The 19793-nt window shown below is 55.3% G+C and carries 17 protein-coding genes; 3 read left to right on the plus strand and 14 right to left on the minus strand.

The annotated features are described in order from the left end of the window. Positions 1-43: 43 nt before the first annotated feature. Genes kdpB through kdpF form a run of 3 tightly spaced genes read right to left on the minus strand, consistent with a single transcriptional unit; the run spans position 44 to position 3901 of the window. Positions 44-2098, minus strand: coding sequence for a potassium-transporting ATPase subunit KdpB (gene kdpB / locus VQ575_RS18245; RefSeq protein ID WP_325918149.1), 2055 nt, complete (start codon positions 2096-2098; stop codon positions 44-46). A 10-nt stretch (positions 2099-2108) separates the two neighbouring features. Beyond that, a complete protein-coding gene (kdpA, locus tag VQ575_RS18250) occupies positions 2109-3803 on the minus strand; it encodes a potassium-transporting ATPase subunit KdpA (RefSeq protein ID WP_325918151.1) in 1695 nt (564 codons plus the stop codon). 8 nt (positions 3804-3811) lie between these two features. Continuing rightward, a complete protein-coding gene (kdpF, locus tag VQ575_RS18255) occupies positions 3812-3901 on the minus strand; it encodes a K(+)-transporting ATPase subunit F (RefSeq protein ID WP_325918153.1) in 90 nt (29 codons plus the stop codon). 332 nt (positions 3902-4233) lie between these two features. On the opposite strand from kdpF, the gene eat reads away from it, so the two are divergent. Continuing rightward, on the plus strand, positions 4234-5598 hold the full coding sequence (gene eat, locus VQ575_RS18260; RefSeq protein ID WP_325918155.1) for an ethanolamine permease: 1365 nt from the start codon (positions 4234-4236) through the stop codon (positions 5596-5598). Between the two features lie 119 nt (positions 5599-5717). Next, entirely contained in the window at positions 5718-5885 is a 168-nt protein-coding gene (locus VQ575_RS18265) for a DUF2897 family protein (protein ID WP_080942495.1), read from the plus strand. A 58-nt stretch (positions 5886-5943) separates the two neighbouring features. Here VQ575_RS18265 and VQ575_RS18270 read toward each other — a convergent pair whose 3' ends face one another. The 4 genes from VQ575_RS18270 to VQ575_RS18285 form a co-directional block, all read right to left on the minus strand. Further along, on the minus strand, positions 5944-6798 hold the full coding sequence (locus tag VQ575_RS18270; protein WP_325918157.1) for an urea carboxylase-associated family protein: 855 nt from the start codon (positions 6796-6798) through the stop codon (positions 5944-5946). A gap of 16 nt (positions 6799-6814) precedes the next feature. Then, a complete protein-coding gene (locus VQ575_RS18275; protein WP_045155434.1) occupies positions 6815-7468 on the minus strand; it encodes a GntR family transcriptional regulator in 654 nt (217 codons plus the stop codon). 142 nt (positions 7469-7610) lie between these two features. Beyond that, complete coding sequence (locus VQ575_RS18280; protein WP_045155433.1) at positions 7611-7946, minus strand: ComEA family DNA-binding protein; 336 nt, start codon at positions 7944-7946, stop codon at positions 7611-7613. A gap of 114 nt (positions 7947-8060) precedes the next feature. Further along, entirely contained in the window at positions 8061-10055 is a 1995-nt protein-coding gene (locus VQ575_RS18285) for a polysaccharide biosynthesis protein (RefSeq protein WP_325918159.1), read from the minus strand. Between the two features lie 271 nt (positions 10056-10326). Here VQ575_RS18285 and VQ575_RS18290 point away from each other — a divergent pair, with 271 nt between their 5' ends. Next, entirely contained in the window at positions 10327-11319 is a 993-nt protein-coding gene (locus VQ575_RS18290; protein WP_325918160.1) for a glycosyltransferase family 2 protein, read from the plus strand. Positions 11320-11355: 36 nt separating this feature from the next. On the opposite strand, the gene VQ575_RS18295 is transcribed toward VQ575_RS18290, so the two are convergent. From VQ575_RS18295 to VQ575_RS18325, 7 genes are all read right to left on the minus strand, one after another. After that, positions 11356-12282 (minus strand): hypothetical protein, encoded by a 927-nt coding sequence (locus tag VQ575_RS18295; RefSeq protein WP_325918162.1) that lies wholly within the window; start codon positions 12280-12282, stop codon positions 11356-11358. A 153-nt stretch (positions 12283-12435) separates the two neighbouring features. Continuing rightward, complete coding sequence (locus VQ575_RS18300) at positions 12436-13566, minus strand: glycosyltransferase (RefSeq protein WP_325918164.1); 1131 nt, start codon at positions 13564-13566, stop codon at positions 12436-12438. After that, a complete protein-coding gene (locus VQ575_RS18305) occupies positions 13563-14510 on the minus strand; it encodes a glycosyltransferase (RefSeq protein WP_325918166.1) in 948 nt (315 codons plus the stop codon). Before VQ575_RS18305 ends, VQ575_RS18300 begins: the two co-directional genes overlap by 4 nt. Positions 14511-14522: 12 nt before the next feature. After that, a complete protein-coding gene (locus tag VQ575_RS18310; RefSeq protein WP_325918167.1) occupies positions 14523-15617 on the minus strand; it encodes an NAD-dependent epimerase/dehydratase family protein in 1095 nt (364 codons plus the stop codon). Then, positions 15614-18085, minus strand: a complete 2472-nt coding sequence (locus VQ575_RS18315; protein ID WP_325918169.1) for a glycosyltransferase family protein — start codon at positions 18083-18085, stop codon at positions 15614-15616. Before VQ575_RS18315 ends, VQ575_RS18310 begins: the two co-directional genes overlap by 4 nt. A gap of 318 nt (positions 18086-18403) precedes the next feature. After that, entirely contained in the window at positions 18404-19030 is a 627-nt protein-coding gene (locus VQ575_RS18320; RefSeq protein ID WP_325918170.1) for an acyltransferase, read from the minus strand. After that, on the minus strand, positions 19030-19791 hold the full coding sequence (locus VQ575_RS18325) for a class I SAM-dependent methyltransferase (RefSeq protein WP_325918172.1): 762 nt from the start codon (positions 19789-19791) through the stop codon (positions 19030-19032). The genes VQ575_RS18320 and VQ575_RS18325 overlap by 1 nt, the downstream gene beginning before the upstream one ends. Positions 19792-19793: the final 2 nt, after the last annotated feature.

Here is a 19793-nt window from a genome sequence, read left to right on the forward strand (position 1 = left end):
AAATCCTCAGGTGAAAACACATCTTTGATGGGTGTCCTCAGGCTCAAACCAACCCCAGCCCCGTCAGTAACAGGTCGATCGCCTTGATCCCCACGAACGGCACCGCGATCCCGCCCAGGCCGTAGATCAGCAGGTTGCGGCGCAGCAAGGCCGCAGCGCTCGCTGCCTGCACCCGCACGCCGCGCAGGGCCAGGGGGATCAACACGACGATGATCAAGGCGTTGAAGACGATGGCCGACAGGATTGCGCTCTGCGGGCTCTGCAGTTGCATGATGTTCAACACGCCCAACTGCGGATAGATCGAGGCGAACAGTGCCGGCAGGATCGCGAAGTATTTGGCGATGTCATTGGCAATCGAGAACGTGGTCAGCGCGCCACGGGTGACCAGCAATTCCTTGCCGATCTGTACCACATCCAGCAGCTTGGTCGGATCGCTGTCGAGGTCGACCATGTTGGCCGCCTCCCGCGCGGCCTGGGTGCCGTCGTTCATCGCCATGCCCACATCGGCCTGGGCCAGGGCCGGAGCGTCGTTGGCGCCGTCGCCGCACATGGCGACGAGCCGGCCATCGTTCTGCTCATGGCGAATGCGCGCCAGTTTTTTCTCCGGCGTGGCCTCGGCCAACACATCATCCACGCCCGCTTCGGCGGCAATCGCGGCGGCGGTCAGCGGGTTATCGCCCGTGACCATGACCGTGCGAATCCCCAGCTTGCGCAACTCGGCGAAGCGCTCGCGGATGCCGGGCTTGACCACATCCTTGAGGTGAATGGCGCCAAGCAATTTGCCGTCGACGCAGACCAGCAACGGCGTGCCGCCGCTCTGGGCGATCTTGTCGACTTCCCGCGCCAATGCGGCGGGCAGCCCATCACGGGGCAAACCGATGAAACTCAACAGTGAATCCACCGCGCCCTTGCGATAAACCCGTCCTTGATAATCCACGCCGGACAAGCGGGTTTCAGCACTGAACGGCACGGCTGTCAGCAACTCAGCGGCGGGCTCAGCCTGCGGATGCAACCCACGCAGATATTCGACGATGGACTTGCCCTCGGCCGTGTCGTCGGCCAGCGAGGCAAACAAGGCGCCTTCAGCCAACTCCTTGGCGCTCACGCCTGCAGCGGCGTAGACCGCGGCGCAGCGGCGGTTGCCGAAGGTGATGGTGCCGGTCTTGTCCAACATCAGCACGTGTACATCCCCCGCCGCCTCCACGGCGCGGCCGGACTTGGCGATCACGTTCAGGCGTACCAGGCGGTCCATCCCGGCGATGCCGATGGCCGACAGCAAGCCGCCGATGGTGGTGGGAATCAACGTCACCAACAGCGCCACCAGGAACACCAGCGGCAAGCTGCCGTTGGCGAAATGGGCGAACGGCTGCAACGTCACCACCACCAGCAGGAAGATCAGCGTCAGGCCAATCAACAGGATATCCAGCGCCACTTCGTTCGGGGTCTTCTGGCGCTTGGCGCCTTCGACCAAGGCAATCATGCGGTCCAGGGTAGACTCGCCGGGATTGCTGGTGATGCGCACCAGCAGCCAGTCGGAAACGAGCCGCGTGTTGCCGGTGACCGCCGAGCGATCGCCGCCGGACTCACGGATGACCGGCGCCGATTCCCCGGTGATCGCCGCTTCGTTGACCGCCGCGATGCCTTCGATCACTTCGCCGTCCCCAGGGATCATCTCCCCCGCCGCGACCCGCACCACATCGCCTTTGCGCAGGCGAGTAGCAGGGATCACCTCAAAACCGTCCGCCGTCTGGCGGCGGGCGCTCAAGCCTTCGCTGCCAGCCTTGAGGCTGTCGGCACGGGCCTTGCCGCGCCCTTCGGCCAAGGCTTCGGCGAAATTGGCGAATAACACGGTGAACCACAGCCACAGGGCGATCTGCGCGGCCACGAACGTCGGCACGGCGCTGTCGGGAACCAGGCACAGCACGGTGGTGAGGATCGCGGTGAGTTCCACCACCAGCATCACCGGCGCGCGGTGCAATTGGCGTGGGTCCAGCTTAACGAACGCTTGCACCAGCGCTGGCCGCCACAGCGCCGACAGATTGGTTTTGGCTTGCTCCGGCGCCTTGGCGACGACGGTCTTGCTCATTGGCATGTTCATCATCAAATCCTCAGAAACCCAGGCTCAAGTGTTCAGCAATCGGACCCAGGGCCAGGGTTGGCAGGAAGGTCAGGCCGCCCACCAACAAGATGGTCACCGTCAGCAAGGTCACGAACAGCGGGCCATGGGTGGGGAAACTGTTCTGGCCGATGGGTGCGGGCTTTTTCATCGCGAGGCTGCCGGCCAACGCCAATACCGGCAGGATGTAGCCGAAACGACCAATCAGCATGCCCAGGCCCAGCATCAAGTTATGGAATGACGTGTTGGCACCAAAACCGGCGAACGCCGACCCGTTGTTGGCTCCCGCCGAGGTATAGGCGTAGAGCAACTGGCTGAAACCGTGGGGCCCGGGGTTGCTCACCGCCGCCGCAGGGCCGGGCAGGCTTGCGGCGATGGCACCCAGCACCAGGACGCTGACGGGCATCACCAGCAATGTCACCACCAGCAATTGCACTTCCCGGGCGCCGAGCTTCTTGCCCAGGTATTCCGGCGTGCGACCGATCATCAATCCAGCCAGGAACACCGCGATCAACACGTTCAACAACATCCCGTAGAGCCCTGCGCCGACGCCGCCGAAGATCACCTCGCCGACCATCATATTCATCAGCGCCACCATGCCGCCAAGGGGGTTGAGGCTGTCGTGCATGGCGTTGACCGAGCCGTTGGACGCCGCCGTGGTCGTCACCGACCAGAGCACCGATGCGGTGGTGCCGAAGCGCGCCTCCTTGCCTTCCAGCGGCGCGGCTTGTTCAACGGCAGCGTCGTTGAGGGCCGGATTGGGCTGGTATTCGGCCCAAAGCGATGTCGCACCGCCGATGAGGAACAAGGCAAGCATGCAGGCAATGATCGCCCGGCTCTGGCGCAGGTCCTTGACGTAATGGCCGAAGGTAAACACCAACGCCGCCGGGATCAGAATGATCGACGCCACTTCGAACAGATTGCTCCACGCCGTCGGGTTCTCGAACGGATGCGCCGAGTTGACGCCGAAGAAGCCGCCGCCATTGGTGCCCAATTGCTTGATCGCAATCTGGCTGGCCGCCGGCCCCAGAGGGATTACCTGATCAACGCCCTGCATCGTTACGCCATGGACGTAATGCGCCAAGGTCTGCGGCACGCCCTGCCACACCAGGAACAGCGCCAACACCAGGCACAGCGGCAACAATCCGTAGAGCGTCGCACGAGTCAGGTCGACCCAGAAATTGCCCAGGGTCGCGGCGGACTTGCGCCCGATCCCGCGACACAGCACCACCAGCACGGCCAGGCCGGTGGCAGCGCTGACGAAGTTCTGCACCGTCAAGCCGATCATCTGGCTCAAGTAACTGAGGGACGCTTCACCGCTGTAGGACTGCCAGTTGGTATTGGTCATGAAACTGACCGCCGTATTGAAGGCCTGGGTCCATTCCATCCCGGGCAGGTTTTCAGTGTTGAGCGGCAAGTGCCCCTGTAACAGCAGCACCGTGAACAACAACGCAAAACCGGCGAGATTGAATGCGAGCAAGGCCAGGGTGTACTTCTGCCAGCTCTGCTCGGTGGTCGGATCGACGCCAGCTACCTTGTAACAACCGCGCTCTACAGGACCAAGGATAGGAGACAGCCAAGTACGCTGGCCTTCCATCACCCGATAATAGAAACGCCCCAGGAACGGCGCCGGAATCAGCACCAACGCGAAGAAGCCGAGGATCAGCCCGTAGTCATAACCGTGCATAGCCGCTCCTAACCCCGGTCCGCGCGCAACAGCGCAACCAACAGATAAATGAACAGCGCCGCTGCCAGCAGCAGCGACACCCCGTCCAGAACACTCATGGGATTTCTCCGTGGTACGGCGTCGTGCCGTGTGTGGGGGGATTGTCGGTAGGGAGGGTGTAAAGGTGCGAGATCGAGGGTTGGGGTGGGGGATAAAGAAAATGTAAATAATCAGGTGGCGGTCGTCGGAGCCCGCTATGTACGAGCCTGCTCGCGAAGGAGCCCTCGCAGGCTTCAACGCTCCGAACTGGGGCACAAACCCTGCCCATCCAGCGGCGAACATCCCCGATACGACACGATTCCACCCTTTACGACCGCCGAAACCATACTGGCACGTCCACTGCACTGCCCCTCCCCCAGCGCTTTTGCTACTTATCGAGGGGGAGCCACCGATGAACACACAACTCAAACCCACCCTGGGCACCCTGCACCTCTGGGGCATTGCCGTGGGCCTGGTAATTTCCGGCGAATACTTCGGCTGGAGCTACGGCTGGGGCGTGGCCGGCACACTGGGCTTTCTGGTGACATCGTTCATGGTGGCGGCCATGTACACCTGTTTCATCTTCAGCTTCACCGAACTGACTACCGCCATTCCCCACGCCGGCGGGCCGTTTGCCTATAGCCGTCGGGCCTTTGGCGAGAAAGGCGGGTTGATTGCCGGGTTGGCGACGTTGATCGAATTCGTTTTCGCCCCGCCCGCTATCGCACTCGCCATCGGCGCCTACCTGAACGTGCAATTCCCCGCCCTCGACCCAAAACACGCCGCCGTCGGTGCCTACATCGTGTTCATGGGCCTGAATATTCTCGGCGTGAAACTGGCCGCGACTTTCGAACTGGTCGTCTGTGTACTCGCCGTCGCCGAGCTGCTGGTGTTCATGGGCGTGGTCGCGCCCGCCTTCAGCTTCAGCAGTTTCGCCCTGAACGGCTGGGCCGGCTCGGACGTCTTCGGCGCACCGGCCATCGCCGGGATGTTCGCGGCCATCCCCTTCGCGATCTGGTTCTTCCTCGCCATCGAAGGCGCGGCCATGGCCGCCGAAGAAGCCAAGGACCCAAAACGTACGATCCCCAAGGCCTACATCAGCGGCATCCTGACGTTGGTGTTCCTGGCCATGGGCGTAATGTTCTTCGCCGGCGGCGTTGGTGATTGGCGCACCCTGTCCAATATCAACGACCCGCTGCCACAAGCCATGAAAACCGTGGTCGGCGAAAGCTCCGGCTGGCTGCACATGCTTGTCTGGATCGGCCTGTTCGGCCTGGTCGCAAGCTTCCACGGCATCATCCTCGGCTACTCGCGCCAGTTTTTCGCCCTGGCCCGCGCCGGCTACCTGCCCGCCTCCCTGGCCAAACTGTCACGCTTCCAGACCCCGCACCGGGCGATCATCGCCGGCGGACTGATCGGCATCGCCGCCATCTACAGCGACGGCCTGATCAACCTCGGCGGCATGACCCTCACCGCCGCGATGATCACCATGGCCGTGTTCGGCGCCATCGTCATGTACATCATGAGCATGCTCAGCCTGTTCAAGTTGCGCAAAACCGAGCCCAACCTGGAGCGCACCTTCCGCGCGCCGGGCTACCCGATCGTGCCGGGGATCGCCTTGGCCCTGGCGGTGGTGTGCCTGGTGGCGATGGCCTGGTTCAATGCACTGATCGGACTGATCTTCCTGGGGTTCATGGCGGTGGGTTTCGTGTACTTCGTCATGACCGCTCAGTTGCGTGCAGATGCGCCGGCTGATGCGATGTTGACCGGGCTATAACGTGGACATGGCATAACCGGCGTAGTATGGAACCACTGCGAACAGTCTTCGCTCATAAGTGGTAGGGGCAATGGCCAGCGAAAGACTCGCCTGGCCAAGGCCCCCTCAAGGAGAGCCCTATGCCCTGGTATGCCTGGTTAATCCTGATCGTCGCCATCGGCTCGATCGTGGGTGGTTTGATGCTGCTGCGCGACACCGCGAACAAGGTGGAATTGACGGATGAGCAGCGCAAGCGTGTTGCAGAGCGCAATGCGGAAATGGATGCGAAGGAAGCCAAGGATCGCTGACCCGCTTTTGGTGGCGAGGGAGCTAGCTCCCTCGCCATAAGAGCGGCGCGCCCTGGCTCTACTGTTTCTCCCAATCCGCCTTGGCAATATGCAACCCATGCAGCCCCTTATAGGCTGCCCGCTCAGGCTGACTCCAGCCCTGCAACAACGAATCCTCCAACCGATAGATTTCCACCCCTAGCGGACGACAAACGCTAAGAGGATCCTGCGCCTCCGGCCCCCACATCGCCAGCGACAAATCACCACCGGGGCACGTCGATAACGCACACAACAGATCGATCTCAGCAAAGAACTCTAGATAATCGCCCTTCTGCGCCGGACACGCCTTCATGAAGTACATATCGTCATGGTTCAGCCCGGTGCATTGGAAGATATTCAGCACATCATGCACATCGAACTCGGTCAAACCATAAGGCAACACCGCGCGGGTCAGGTTCGAGTGGCAATGATGATGGAAATCCTCACCGGTCAGCATCTTGTTTACGTAGGGATCACACCGTGTACCCAGCAGATCATGCAAACGCCCGCCGTGCTCGTCGATGCCATAGTCGGCGAGACTGTCATCGGTAATCGTCACCAACGGTCGCAGAAATGGCAGATTCGACCAAAGCCGATCGTAGATGCTGACATGAGCGCCCTGAAGCTGGCGCGTGCGCGCGGCCCAAAGACGCTCTCGTGGGTCATGGGCATTCCAGACGTTGAAATCTCCTACCTGCGGGCCGACCGGCGTGGTTACGCGAAAGACATGCCCCGCCGGCACTTGCCAGGCGCGGCCAGTGCGGATGGGTACTTCGAACTGCTCGATCAGCGTGCGCTTGTCCTGTTCGGCGCGGATTCGATCGTAGAACGGCTTGTCCACTTGGAGCGCGGAACCTTTGCTGACTTGGTAGGCGGCTGGGTAGTCTTTGTACATGGCGCGGATCCTTTGATCAGTGAGGGTTGGCGGATGTCAGCAGATGCAACAGCAACTGTTCGGAATCGTCGAGATAACGGCTCATGCCTTCGTGGGCCGCTTGCCTGTTGCCTTCAGCCAACCAGTCATGAATTTGCCGGTCACGGGCGAGCCACGGCGCCTGGAAACGCGCGTCATCGGGAGCTGAACAAAACACCAACCGAAGCTGTGCGACCACGCTGGTGAAGAACTCATCGAGCAGAGGACTGCGCATCAATCCCACGACATGCTGGTGGAATGCCAAGCCGTGAGTCCCTACGGCGCGCCAATCTTCGCGCTCCCGTGCAAGCTCAGCGGCTTCAAGGGCTTCGAGCATACGGTCGGACTGGTACTCGCTCAGCGGTTTGCTGCTGAGAATCGCCTGTAACTCCAAGGTACGACGGACCTTGAACAGATCCCGGACATCATCGACACCCAACCGGCGAACCATCACCCCTTTGTTACGCACGTAACGGGTCAACCCTTCCTGGCCCAAACGATGCAACGCTTCACGAATGGTATTGCGCGAAGCGTTGTAGGCTGAGACCAGGTTGTTTTCGACGAGCGCCATGCCTGGGATCAGGCGGCCACCGATGATATCGGCGCGTAGCTCAAGCGTGATCTGATCGGCCAAGGAAAGAGCATTGGTCATTGAGGGGGGCCCTTAGATTGTTGAACAATCGCTAACATCCTGATAATCACTTTCCATGCCAATGCCGGGCTTCCCAGCGGATTGCTTCCGCCAGATAGCAAAAAGGCCAGTCAACTCGACCGGCCCTCCCTTCAATCACTCATCAATTCACTTCCAACTTGTCACGGTTCCTGTCGAGAATCGCCTTTCCGATCCCTTTGACCTCCAGCAACTCGTCCACCGAAGAGAACGGCCCATTACTCTCCCGATACGCAACAATCGCGTCTGCTTTACCCTTGCCAATCCCTGACAGCTCGCGCTGCAGCGTCGCAGCATCCGCCCCGTTCAGATCCACCTTGGCACTTTGCGTTTGGACCGACTGTTCCACCGATTGTGGTGCGGCCATTGTCCCTGGCTTGGCCGCTGGCGCCGCGATAACAGCAATCGAGGCGCTGGTGAGAAAGGCAAAAATCAGAGAGTAGAAATAGCCTGTACGCATAAATGACGCTCCATGACATCGTTGAGAGAGAAGCAGCTTTTCCGAAGCTGCTTCTCAAACTTAGGCGATCATCAAGGGGTGTCAAAAGTGTGTACGTTACGAGGTGTGTAACAATCAGGGTTCAAGGCGACGTTGCTGGTAGACCCAATCGACAATTTCACCGTCGGGGGTATAGCCATGGACAGTTTCGCGTAACAGCTGACGCACCCGTGCGTAATCGTCGCTCTCAACGGCATTGAGCAGCTCACCGAGCTTGGACTTCAGCGTATCCCAAGGCAGATGATCCTCGTTCGCCGTCATGATCATGGGATGCTCGGTTGCGGCAACGTTATCGCCAATCAGCAGTTCCTCGTACAGCTTCTCACCAGGCCGCAGACCGGTGAATTCTATGGAAATGTCACCCTGGGGATTACGCTCGGAACGAATGCTCAGGCCCGATAGATGAATCATCTTTTCCGCCAGCTCGACGATTTTCACCGGCTCGCCCATGTCCAATACGAACACATCCCCGCCCTGCCCCATGGAGCCAGCCTGGATCACCAACTGCGCGGCTTCGGGAATGGTCATGAAGTAACGGGTGATTTTTGGATGCGTGACGGTCAGCGGACCGCCGGACTTGATCTGGCTGTGGAATAAAGGGATTACCGAACCCGAGGAACCCAACACGTTGCCGAAACGAACCATGGTGAACCGGGTTTTATTGACCCGCGACACGTTGGCCTTATCGCCAAACAACACAGGCGCGATCTCACGACTCAAAGCTTGAAGCGTCAACTCGGCTAAACGCTTGGTACTGCCCATGACGTTTGTTGGGCGCACCGCCTTGTCTGTAGAGATCAGCACAAAGTTGGAAACCCCGGACTGCAAGGCAGCCTGAGCGGTGTTCAGCGTGCCGATGACATTGTTCAACACACCTTCGGCGATGTTGTGTTCCACCATTGGCACGTGTTTATACGCTGCCGCGTGGTAGACGGTTTCCACCTTCCAGGTTTTCATTACATCCAGCAATTTATCCGGATGGCGGATAGAACCCAGAATCGGCAACAATTTCACCGAAGCAGACTCTCGATCAACACGCTGCTCCAACTCGGACAGGATGCTGTAGAGGTTGAACTCGCTGTGGTCGAACAGCAGAAGCGTGGTTGGCCCCAGCGAGAAGATCTGCCGACACAACTCCGAACCGATCGATCCGCCCGCCCCGGTTACCAATACCGTCTTGCCCTTGATACAACGTTCAAGCAAGTCAGGCTGGGCAGGTACGGCGTCACGACCAAGCAAGTCGGCGATATCCACTTCCTGGATATCGTCCACTTTTACCCGGCCGCTGGCGAGGTCTGTGAAATTGGGAACGCTTCGAATGTGTAAGGGGAAACGCTCGAGCATCGAGAGAATTTCCCTACGACGGGCGCGGGTGGAGGACGGCAGCGCCAAGAGAATTTCTTGAGCGCCGGTTTCATCGATCATTTGCTGGATGTGCTTGGGCTTGTAGACCTGTAGTCCTGAAATCGATCGATCCGCAATGCTTGCATCGTCATCAATGAACGCGACCGGGCGCATCACCTTACCCAGGCGCAAGGCGGCGACAAGCTGATTCCCCGCCACACCGGCGCCATAGACCGCGACTTTCGTCAGGCCGTCGTCGCGATTGGTAAATGGTATGTGCTGTCCGCCGGTGAACCAATCCCCCATAAAGTATTGGCGCATGCACAGGCGCAACCCACCGATGATGACCATGCTCAGCCACCAGTAGTTGAAAATGATGGATCGAGGGACAACAGTCTGATGATTGCTGTACCAGAAAACGACGACTGCCAGGAGGAGCGCAGAAAGGCTGACCGCCTTGATGATCGCAATCAACGCATCGTTTCCAAAATAACGCATGACGGCCCGATACATGCCAAAACGGATAAACAACGGAATGGCAATCAACGGAGCGCTGAAGAACAACCATGGATGCGTCCTGACCGGCTCTGTAACGTCCTCGACCCCCAGGCGAACGACGAATGATCCCCATAGCGAAATCCACACCAGAAAAACATCCATGACCACCTGAATAAGGCGTTTTTTCTGGCGAGGCATTCCCAGCAGGAAAACTCGTAATCTATCCATTCCGTCCGTCCATCATAATTTAGTTACTCCAACCCAGCGGTTACACAACAGTTTAACCTGATATCTGACACACGCATCCATAGCTTAAGGGCCTACAAATACCGAACGGTTGGCCAAAAGCTGTATTAAAGCTCCAAAAAGGTGGAGATTGAACCCGTCAGGCAGATAAAATGCCCGCCCTGCACGCCTCCGTTTTTCGCTCTACGACGACCGAGCGACATCAGCAGGCCAGCCGTTTTTTGTTCACTACCAAACTCAGACGCGAGGACGCATGCAGCACCAACCGCCCCCTCCACATCGACCAAATATTGATTTATCCATCATGCCCGAAAAACCGCTCTCTACCTGTAGCGTTGCGATCCTGATGTGCACCTACAACGGCCAGGCATATCTGGAAGAACAAATTAACTCGCTCATTGCCCAGACCCATCAAAACTGGACGCTGTATATTTCCGATGACGGATCTACTGATGGTACGGTTACATTGCTAAATAACTACCGTGACCTGATTAAATCGCGCCGCATTCATATCTACAGCGGGCCTCGCCAAGGTTTTGCCGAGAACTTCATGTCATTGATACGCAACTCAGACATCAATGCAGAGTTTTACGCTTTTAGCGATCAAGACGATATATGGTTCGATGAAAAATTAGAAAGAAGTATCAAGGCCCTGAAGAAGCTGCCAGTGGACCAGCCGGCGCTGTACTGCTCACGTACACGCCTGATTGACAAAAAGGGTAAAGTGATCGGTTTTTCTCCAGCCTTCAATCAGCCCCCCGCCTTTCAAAATGCGCTGATTCAAAGTATCGCAGGGGCTAATACGATGCTGCTAAATAACGCCGCTCGCAACCTGCTGAAAAAGATTCCCAGCGGTACAAACATCGTGGCACATGACTGGCTCAGCTACTTGCTGACGACGGCTCACGGGGGAAAAGTTATATATGACCCAGAGCCCACGCTAGATTATCGGCAGCATGAAGCCAATGTAATTGGTGCCAATTCGAGCCTGAAAGAGCGTGTTATTCGTATAGGCAAATTATTTGACGGACGCTTTCAACAATGGACTGACTCCAACCTACGAATTCTAAGAGTCGTGGAGGATGACTTGCCCTCCGTTAACCGCCAAATGCTGGATGAGTTTCGCCTAGGACGGAATAGTTCAATTTTCACAAGACTTCGACTGATGAAAAGATCCGGCATCTATCGTCAAACGATTGCGGGCAATATCACCCTCATTCTAGCCATCTGCCTAAACAAAATCTGACCCCATCAGCGAGCCTTTGGTCGCTGATGGAAGCCCTCAATCAACTATTCTTTTCAGAATGTACCGACACAAACGCAAGTAATACAGCGCACGAGTTCTGAATCGCGTCGACCATTTTTTTCCCAATTTGTGGTATGGTGCCAGGAAGATAAAATCGCGCGTTATCGCCGTAAGACCCAGCTTGCTGGTGTCATCCACTGCTGAGTCCAACTGGATGAGCAAAGTCGGCCTTACATGCCCCAAGTGAATCTCCCTGACGAGTTCATCACGGCTTATGAAACCGTCCGCAATAGCTCTTCTTAAACAAGCCACCCAGACGTGACCATTGGGATTCTCCAACGACACCCAAGGCTGGGTATTCATGTCAGTGTAATGTAACAGTGCTGTTTCACCGACGGTGTATTGCTCCAAGGAATTCCAGACCCGTGGTATCGAATGTCCAATCTTTTTAGCGACACTCATGTCAAACATCAGATTCTGGTATTCAAGCGCACCGCTGTCCAAATCCGCAATAATATCTTCGATTCGCCAATTGAGTCGCTCGCAATCCATAAGCATTACGCTGAACTGGGAGCGACGTCCCTGGGTCCCATTTGCGACTGTCAACAGATGGTTATCTGAGAACGGTTGCCCCCACAGCTCACCGATATCCTTGAAAACCTGCATGTCGGCGTCCATATAAACGGCAAGCCCTTGAAAATGACATAACTCAGGTATCAGGAAACGTTGAAAAGAAAACGGGGTACGCGCCCTGTTCGCCAGCCCCTTGGGTTGAGGAATCGATCGTTGATGGCTATAAATTGCCGACAACTCCAACGGCAGTGAAGTATTCTCCTTAATTGAATACTCCAGCACCCTCATTGGTAGCCATTCTGCGGGAGTAGCGGCGACAAAGATGCGAACTGGCAAAACAGCGCTGTCCGTGGTCACTGACGCTATCCGGTCATCAGCCTGCAATTTCATTTTCGTCCTCACCGACTTTCAGTTAATCATTTTCTTGCATTCACCCAAAACAGCTACCCAGCGGAATAACATAATCAATGGTTTCGTATCGTTTAGTTTCTCAAAACAAGCTTAGAACAACCCTATTCGCGTATGGTTGCGTTGCAATGAAGTCTAATGTTTGGTGACCTCTTCAAATACCGACAGCAATTGCTGCTCAAGCCTATTGATCGAAAAGTTTTCAGCACAATACATTTGAGCAACATCTACCGAGCTTTTCCAAAAGCCCGGAATATCAAGACAATTATTCAGAGCCCCATACCAATCCTCCCCCACCAACACGCCGCCTCCGTCAGGAATGATGCTACTGTAGACTGGAATATCGGAAGCAATGACGGGAATACCTGCCGCCGTGTATTCAATGAACTTAGTCGGAGCCTTGCACAGGTTGAACTCTTCGTTGGCCAATGGTGCCAAACCAATATCCCAGCTCAACCCGGCCAGGACGGAAAGGAATTCGGAGTAAGCTTTATTTACGCTGTGGCTTCGAACACGCTCGCCGAAACGCTCGAGACGCTTAGGCATCTGGATGGTACCGAACACTTCGAAACGCAGTTGCGGCCTTTCTTCGAGCAGTCGTTCAAGTGCGGGAACTACCAAGTCCAAATCTTTCTGATGCCCCTTGGACCCCATGTAACCTACTGTCTGCCACGGGCGTGGCTGTCGGTCAGCGTTAACTCTGTCACCCATATACGGTGCGTACATACCATGGTAAATGGCTTGATTGGTAAACAGGTTGCCCAGCAATCCGGCTAAATAAGGAGTGGAAGCATAGATCAGATCGCAATTTCCAAGCTGGTAACGACGCGCATCAATGACATCTTGAGCCCCCTGCCGCTTCTTGATTTCGACGCCAAGGGAATCGGGAACTTCCAGCAAGTTGTCATCGATATGGTATACCACTGGTATTTTCTTCGACTTGTAATGGTCGAGGATTTGAGTCCCAAAGGGCTGGCCATAACGCGTCATGACCACTAGCTCCGGTTCAAACTGGGCATCCCAATGCTTCCAATACCCAACTCCCTTACGGGCGGCCAGATTCTGAGAAACAACAGCGAAGTTAACCTCCCCGCGCTGATGCATCTCGCGAAGAGGGATATCAAAGCTGATGAAATAAGTGGCATTAACATTCTCGGTGTAGATTAAGATGTTAAGGCCACCGACGTTTCCGTCCATGCAGATATCGAATTCGTTCGACGTCTGCATGGCATTGGATTTAAACAGCGATTTAAGATACCCAATCATGCGTTGGAAACCTTTTGATCACCTGCGCCCTGTTCAGCCTGCATCCGGGCCTCGTATTCCTTGATCACTTGCTGACGGTGACGTTTTGCCTCATAAACCGCCTTGTGCGGAATGTAACCTGACAATTTGTCTGCAGCTGCGTTTTTCTTATCCCACAGCCCGTGCAGGAAGGACGGAATCAGGTGACGATATTTGATATCGCGTAGAAGCGACGGGCGGAAATATCCAAGATCAACTTCCTTGCGAATGGCCGCTTCGGTCAGTGTCCCGTCTGCCAGCATCAATCGCACTTCCGCGAACCACGGCCAGGCGTTCTTGTTGCCGCACGCTGACCATGGTTGCGTGTACACATCTGTGTAATGGATCAGGCGCGTGTCCGAATCCCAATGCTCCAAGCTGTTCCATTCGAACGGCACACCATACTTGACGTGCTCTTCATCGAGGATGATCAGTTCCGACATCAATTGATCATAATCATAACGTCCGTCATCCATCCCTTGGACAATTGTTTCAATGTCCCAATCCAGACGCTCGCAATCAAGCAACATGACTGCGCACTGTTTCTTGCGAGTCTTGGGTGCACCGATTTTCTGAGTCGATTCGTCCGTGAACTTCACCTCCTGTTGGATGATGATTTTGGCGCCATCAAACGGGATGTTCCACAGTTCACGAATATCTCGAAAGACCAGCATGTCGGCGTCCATGTAGATCGCCTTACCTTTGTAACCGCTGAGTTTAGGTATGCAGAAGCGGCTGAAAGAGAAACCGGTGCGCTGACCGTTACGCGGGTCCTTGGGCTCCGGCACAGGAAGATCAAGCATTGGAATGACTTCGACTTTGGCCGTAGTGTGCCGCTTGATCGAGTACTCAAGCACAGGTACAGCCAGAAGTTGCGAACGATCAACCCCTACATATACCCGTATCACTTCGTCTTCGTGAACCATTCGAATTCCCTCTTAAACGTTAGCGTTCTTAAATTCTACCTTCGCCCATTCGGCCAGACGTTCTACACCAGACTGAATGCTCACTTGAGGAACCCAGTTCAGGGCGCTCTGAGCGGCGGTAATGTTGGCGCACGCATAGCGAATATCACCGATCCGGAACTGGCCGGTGATTTTATAAGAGGTATCGCTTACACCTAGATTGCGCATCAGCATCCGGGCCATTTCGAGTATGGAAACCGGCTCGCCACTGCCAATGTCTAGAATAATGCCATGAGGAACACTGGCGGCGTTGGCTTTGACCAACGCGTCCACGACGTCGTCCACGAAAACGAAATCACGAGCGATATCACCGTCTTCAAAAATCGCAAGTTCGCCACCCACAAGCAACTGGCGAGCGAAGATCGATAGCACACCCGTATAGGGATTGCGCAGAGATTGCCCTGGCCCATAGACATTTTGAAACCGCAGGATGGTTGCATTCCACGGAGCACCGTCACCGGCCTGTACCAGCAGGTACTCCTGCATCAGTTTGGTAGAGGCATACACCGATGCAGGTGCAGGTGGTAAACCTGCATGACTGCCAATAGGTCGGACCGGCAATACCGCCTCGGCCGGCATCGGCACCGTGAAATCTCCAGCATTCATCATTTCGGGCTGCCGTGGCAAGCCAACGTATTCTATTCCACGGACATCGACGTACCCACCTTCGCCGTAAACGGCTCGAGAGGCTGCGAGAACGACTTGGCGCACATTGCTCTGCTCGCGTAGCGCTTCGATCAGGTGGGTCGTACCCAGTACGTTGACAGCGCAGTAACGTGACGGCTCGTCGTAGGACTGACCGGTACCGGTCTCGGCGGCGAGGTGATAAACCAGCTCGGGATTGGCAAGCTCTACGGCTTTTGCTAACGCCGGTCCATCGGACACATCGCCCCGGATAAAGTGCACATTCTTCGGAAAAATCGGATCAGCAGCGTTAGCACCGTGTACTTGCGGATGCAGATTGTCAAAGACCCAAATGGTACGAGATGCTTCCTCCTTGAGCAGGGCCTTGACCAGACGACTGCCGATAAATCCGGCACCGCCAGTAATGAAAATACGCTGTGTCATTGATTCGTTACCTGAGAATGTAGAGATGTTGAGTAGATCAAGTCGTCAACTATTCGAGCGGCGGCTTGCTCTTGCAGTACCATACGTGCAACGAAGCGCTCAGAGAGCTGCGCGAATACCGGTTCCTGGGTTTCATTCATGACGCGCTTGATGAACGCGGACCAGTCCACCACATCTTCAATGGAAAATAGAGGGGAATACGTTTGTGTACCCAACTCCCGCGTCACCACGGCCACCGGAAGTCCACGCATGGCGGCATCGAGAGCAACTGTAGAGGGGCTGGTGATGACCGCTTTCATACGCCCCAACAGACCACCTGCGGTATAGCGCTCCCACTCTACATGCTTTGGATCGGCGATGATCAGATTCGGGGCTGCGGGCTTGTCACCCTGATAACGGGAGGTGAGCCATAGACCGGCGTGATGGGGTTTGACCAAAAACGTGACTGACGGGAACTGCTCCGCTAACGCGGCAACCCCATGGAGGAAAAACCGTCTGTAGTCTTCGCTGTAACGGTGCCAGTGCAAGTTCTCGAAAATACCGACAACGCATGCCTCAGGATCAATCAACGCGCTCAGGTCCGCCCTGTCCACCAGAGGAGTCTTGGGACAGCCAACCGGCACACATTTTATTCGGGTGGCTGCGCTGACATCTGGATGCAACGTATCGAGCCCGCCCCATAAGTAAATTTTGTCAGCTGCAAAATTCACGCGGTCGATTGATTGGACTTTATCGCTGTACGTCAACCCCACATTTTCCAAACCATGCTGCAACGTGGCGGTCATGATCCCGGCAGCTTTCGCTGCTTCGGTGAGCGTGCGAGTAAAACGATGAGGGCTGAGATTCGTTTCCGAAACCGAGAGCAACGCTATGGTTCGAGGGCCGAAATGAAAAGCTGTCAACGGATCGGTAGCCGGCAGCACCCTGACGTTGACCTCTTGTAGCGCTAATGCCTTCATGACTCGCGGAGATGTTTTTAATAGCGCGTGACTGCAGATCACCTGTAACGCGATTTCGCGCGCCTTGAGCTCAACAATAATCGGCAAGGCTAGATCCAGATCTTGAACCAGATGCAGTACCACAATAACTTCAGCATCATCATTCGCATGGACAGTGCGAGGCCGTGCGCAACTATCCAGTAGTACTCCTTCCCATAGACTTCCAATTACTGCGGAGCTGAAATGACGCTCAATAAGCTCCTTGGCCAGCGCAATATCCCGCTGGCCATTTGCTCGATCTGAGAGATATCGACGAAGCCCAGATAAAAAATCATCGGTAACCAAGCCACCTGCCACCGGCGCCAAACCCGGAGTCGCAGTAGCTACCACCGGAATTCCTCGTGTAAGCGCATGCACCGTTCGGTTCGCGGACTTGCAAATACTGAAAGGGTCGCAGGAGTTTGGAATCAGGACGACGCGCGAAACCGCCATCCATTTCTCCACCGCGTTGATTGACCACTCTACATATCGTGACGCGAGAGCCATCGGTTTGATCACGCGTTCGTATTTGGCTGCGCTGTTGCTAATCACCACCAACTCGACGGGATATTCAAGTGCAATCGTCTCCAGAGCATCGCGGATCAATAGCAGGTCAAGAATACCGAAGTCCGCATAATCGGCACCGTGATTGCCAAACCACAACAGATACATCTTCGACGGATCAATGGGTGCCGTATCAACAAGGGTCGGTTGCGGCAAGGCGGTTTTGTGAGGGGCAGCTACGTTGAGCTTATTGGCCGCTCTGCCTGCTACAGCTCGCCACAGCACTCGCAAGATGGCTTGGAGCGTCGCGAACGATCCGTCCTTTCTGCGCTTAACCCGAACACGCTGCACCTGTCTTTTCAACAAGCGTTCGAAGGTAAAGAGTATCCCGCTGTCCTGCATCTGATTTCGCAGCGTTTTCAACCGTCTGAAAAGCAATGGAGGCGTTCGTTTTTTTTCGACGGCCTTCGCCTCATTTATCAGTTGCTGACCTTTAAGGGTTACGGCTTCAGCCGCGTAACCGTCAGGTACAACATAGACTGCCACTCCAGGCGCATGGGTTCTGACTACATCGGCCAGAGGCTCGGTTGTCGTGACGATGGCACTCGCAAATTGAGCCATCCTAACGAACATCTCCGCGGGTGGCACCGACAGATTTTTGCCATATCCTGGTACAAAAACGTTATCGCACAAATCGATGAGGACCGGGATGTCCAACGCTCGCGCCCGCTGAACCAATGCAAGGCTTTCCAGCGAAAAGGCTTTCACTATGACCAGCGCATCAAGCGCCTCTAGATCCTCGCAAGATTGTGGACTGAACAAACGGCAGACGTAACCCTTCTCCTTCAAGGCCAGCAAGGGAAGCAACGCACGATAGCGAACGCTGGCGATATCAATCGACAAAGAAGATACGCACCAGCCCACTTTTTTTAGACTTTTTTCCATAACGTGTTTCAAATGTGAACGCTCCTTCGCCGTCTGGCTCATACACCCACATAACCAGAGCCACAAACATAAAAAAATGAGCGGAATTTAGCGATTCACATCGTAACGCACCACAAACCCGCACGTGCTCAAGACCTAAACCCGAGCCAGGATGGTGCCAGCCTGCCCAGCCTCGGGTCCAGCCGCTTATTCTACCGAACAGGTATCTCCAAGGGGCACTTTTTCAACATGAAGCATTCTGGACAAGAATCGTTTGAGAGACATGATCTACGTCAAGCTGCGACCGAACACAGGCGCCGACGCCCCTTGCATAAGCTTCTTGGACCTATCAAGCCGACACCGATTTCACGAGAAATCTATTCAATCCTGTCTCTCAAAACCCGGACGATACTTGAGCAATCGCGCAGGCACGCCCCCGACGATAGCCCCTTTGCCAACATCCTTGTTGACGACTGCCCCCGCAGCAATGATTGCCCCGTCAGCGATCGCCACGCCATCCAGTATTCGGCATCCCGTGCCGATCCAGATATCGCTCCCCATTTGAATGCCCTCCCGGGTCAAACCTTGCTTGGCAATAGGCAGAGTCGGATTCTCATAGATATGATTGGCAGGGATCACGACGGTATGAGCAGCAATACGAACATAATCTCCAGTCTGTAAACCACCATGCCCATATATGACACAGTAGGGGTTGACCGAATTTGACTTGCCAAGCTCGATTCGCCCTCCCGGCCCGGTGTCCAAAATAGCGCCATGACTGATGATGCTGCCATCACCAATCACAATTTTCGCTTCGGCGTTGGTGCAAATGAATCGCGCGCCGGACTTGATGACGACACGCCTTCCAATTGAAATATTTGAAAGAGAACCTTCAAAATGAGCATCAGGCGCGATCTCAGTACCTTCTCCAAAATATACGACCGGTTGCTCCTCGACTCTTTCTAGGGATGACAACAGACGCCTGATTCTGGAGAAGATAGATTTCATCAATATTTCACTATGTAGGCTTTAGTTCTGTTCGGCGCATCGTTCCCATAGCGGATCTGAGCGAGCTTTTCCGGTTTTTCGGCAAAAAACTTATCAATTGCCTTGCCTGCCATTGGATAGTTTATTGAGTTGTAATCATCAAAAAAGATGATCCCACCCTGTACCATGCGGGAATAGAAATATTCAAGGCACTCAATGTGTGGCTCGAACAAATCGCAATCAATATTGACGAAGTGATAGAGCTGCTCTTCCAACAATGGCAGCGACTGACTAAAAAGCCCCTGCCGCAGCTCAACAGACGCCCCCAACCCGGCCTCATCCACTAGAGCTTGAACTCCGGCAAGTGATGTTTCCGTAAAAAGTGTTTTGTCACGGTAAGCCGCGTCAGCAGGTGCGTATAATTTGTCCTGTTCAGAAAGTGGTGGCAAGCCACTAAAGGTGTCCAATCCCGTAATCTTGAATGGAATGCCGCTGTCGCTGGCATACTTTGCGCACGCAACTAAACTGCTGCCAGTAAAAACACCACACTCCACCGCATTAAAACGCGATAGATTCCGAACACCAACTTTCCAGAGCAGTTTTCCCAACAAACTCTTCTTTTTCTGCCTTTCACTTCGTAAATAGTTCGCCATGGCAAGCTGAAAAGCATGAAGTACTGGGATCCGCTCAGAGAAAATGTCTCGGAATGGAGGAACATGCGAGAACGGAAGCGACGCATTGAATTTAGGTTTCTTGGCCTTCATAGCTTTTTCAGTAGACATCT

This window comes from Pseudomonas frederiksbergensis (assembly GCF_035751725.1).
GTDB classification, from domain to species: domain Bacteria; phylum Pseudomonadota; class Gammaproteobacteria; order Pseudomonadales; family Pseudomonadaceae; genus Aquipseudomonas; species Aquipseudomonas frederiksbergensis_A.

Bases quoted from the DNA above. Each gene is read 5' to 3' on its own strand.
- kdpB (WP_325918149.1), bottom strand. From the start codon at position 2,098: ATGAACATGCCAATGAGCAAGACCGTCGTCGCCAAGGCGCCGGAGCAA.
- VQ575_RS18300 (WP_325918164.1), bottom strand. From the start codon at position 13,566: ATGATTGGGTATCTTAAATCGCTGTTTAAATCCAATGCCATGCAGACG.
- VQ575_RS18280 (WP_045155433.1), bottom strand. From the start codon at position 7,946: ATGCGTACAGGCTATTTCTACTCTCTGATTTTTGCCTTTCTCACCAGC.
- kdpA (WP_325918151.1), bottom strand. From the start codon at position 3,803: ATGCACGGTTATGACTACGGGCTGATCCTCGGCTTCTTCGCGTTGGTG.
- VQ575_RS18315 (WP_325918169.1), bottom strand. From the start codon at position 18,085: ATGAGCCAGACGGCGAAGGAGCGTTCACATTTGAAACACGTTATGGAA.
- VQ575_RS18305 (WP_325918166.1), bottom strand. From the start codon at position 14,510: ATGGTTCACGAAGACGAAGTGATACGGGTATATGTAGGGGTTGATCGT.
- kdpF (WP_325918153.1), bottom strand. From the start codon at position 3,901: ATGAGTGTTCTGGACGGGGTGTCGCTGCTGCTGGCAGCGGCGCTGTTC.
- VQ575_RS18310 (WP_325918167.1), bottom strand. From the start codon at position 15,617: ATGACACAGCGTATTTTCATTACTGGCGGTGCCGGATTTATCGGCAGT.
- VQ575_RS18270 (WP_325918157.1), bottom strand. From the start codon at position 6,798: ATGTACAAAGACTACCCAGCCGCCTACCAAGTCAGCAAAGGTTCCGCG.
- VQ575_RS18320 (WP_325918170.1), bottom strand. From the start codon at position 19,030: ATGAAATCTATCTTCTCCAGAATCAGGCGTCTGTTGTCATCCCTAGAA.
- eat (WP_325918155.1), top strand. From the start codon at position 4,234: ATGAACACACAACTCAAACCCACCCTGGGCACCCTGCACCTCTGGGGC.
- VQ575_RS18265 (WP_080942495.1), top strand. From the start codon at position 5,718: ATGCCCTGGTATGCCTGGTTAATCCTGATCGTCGCCATCGGCTCGATC.
- VQ575_RS18275 (WP_045155434.1), bottom strand. From the start codon at position 7,468: ATGACCAATGCTCTTTCCTTGGCCGATCAGATCACGCTTGAGCTACGC.
- VQ575_RS18285 (WP_325918159.1), bottom strand. From the start codon at position 10,055: ATGGATAGATTACGAGTTTTCCTGCTGGGAATGCCTCGCCAGAAAAAA.
- VQ575_RS18295 (WP_325918162.1), bottom strand. From the start codon at position 12,282: ATGAAATTGCAGGCTGATGACCGGATAGCGTCAGTGACCACGGACAGC.
- VQ575_RS18325 (WP_325918172.1), bottom strand. From the start codon at position 19,791: ATGTCTACTGAAAAAGCTATGAAGGCCAAGAAACCTAAATTCAATGCG.
- VQ575_RS18290 (WP_325918160.1), top strand. From the start codon at position 10,327: ATGCAGCACCAACCGCCCCCTCCACATCGACCAAATATTGATTTATCC.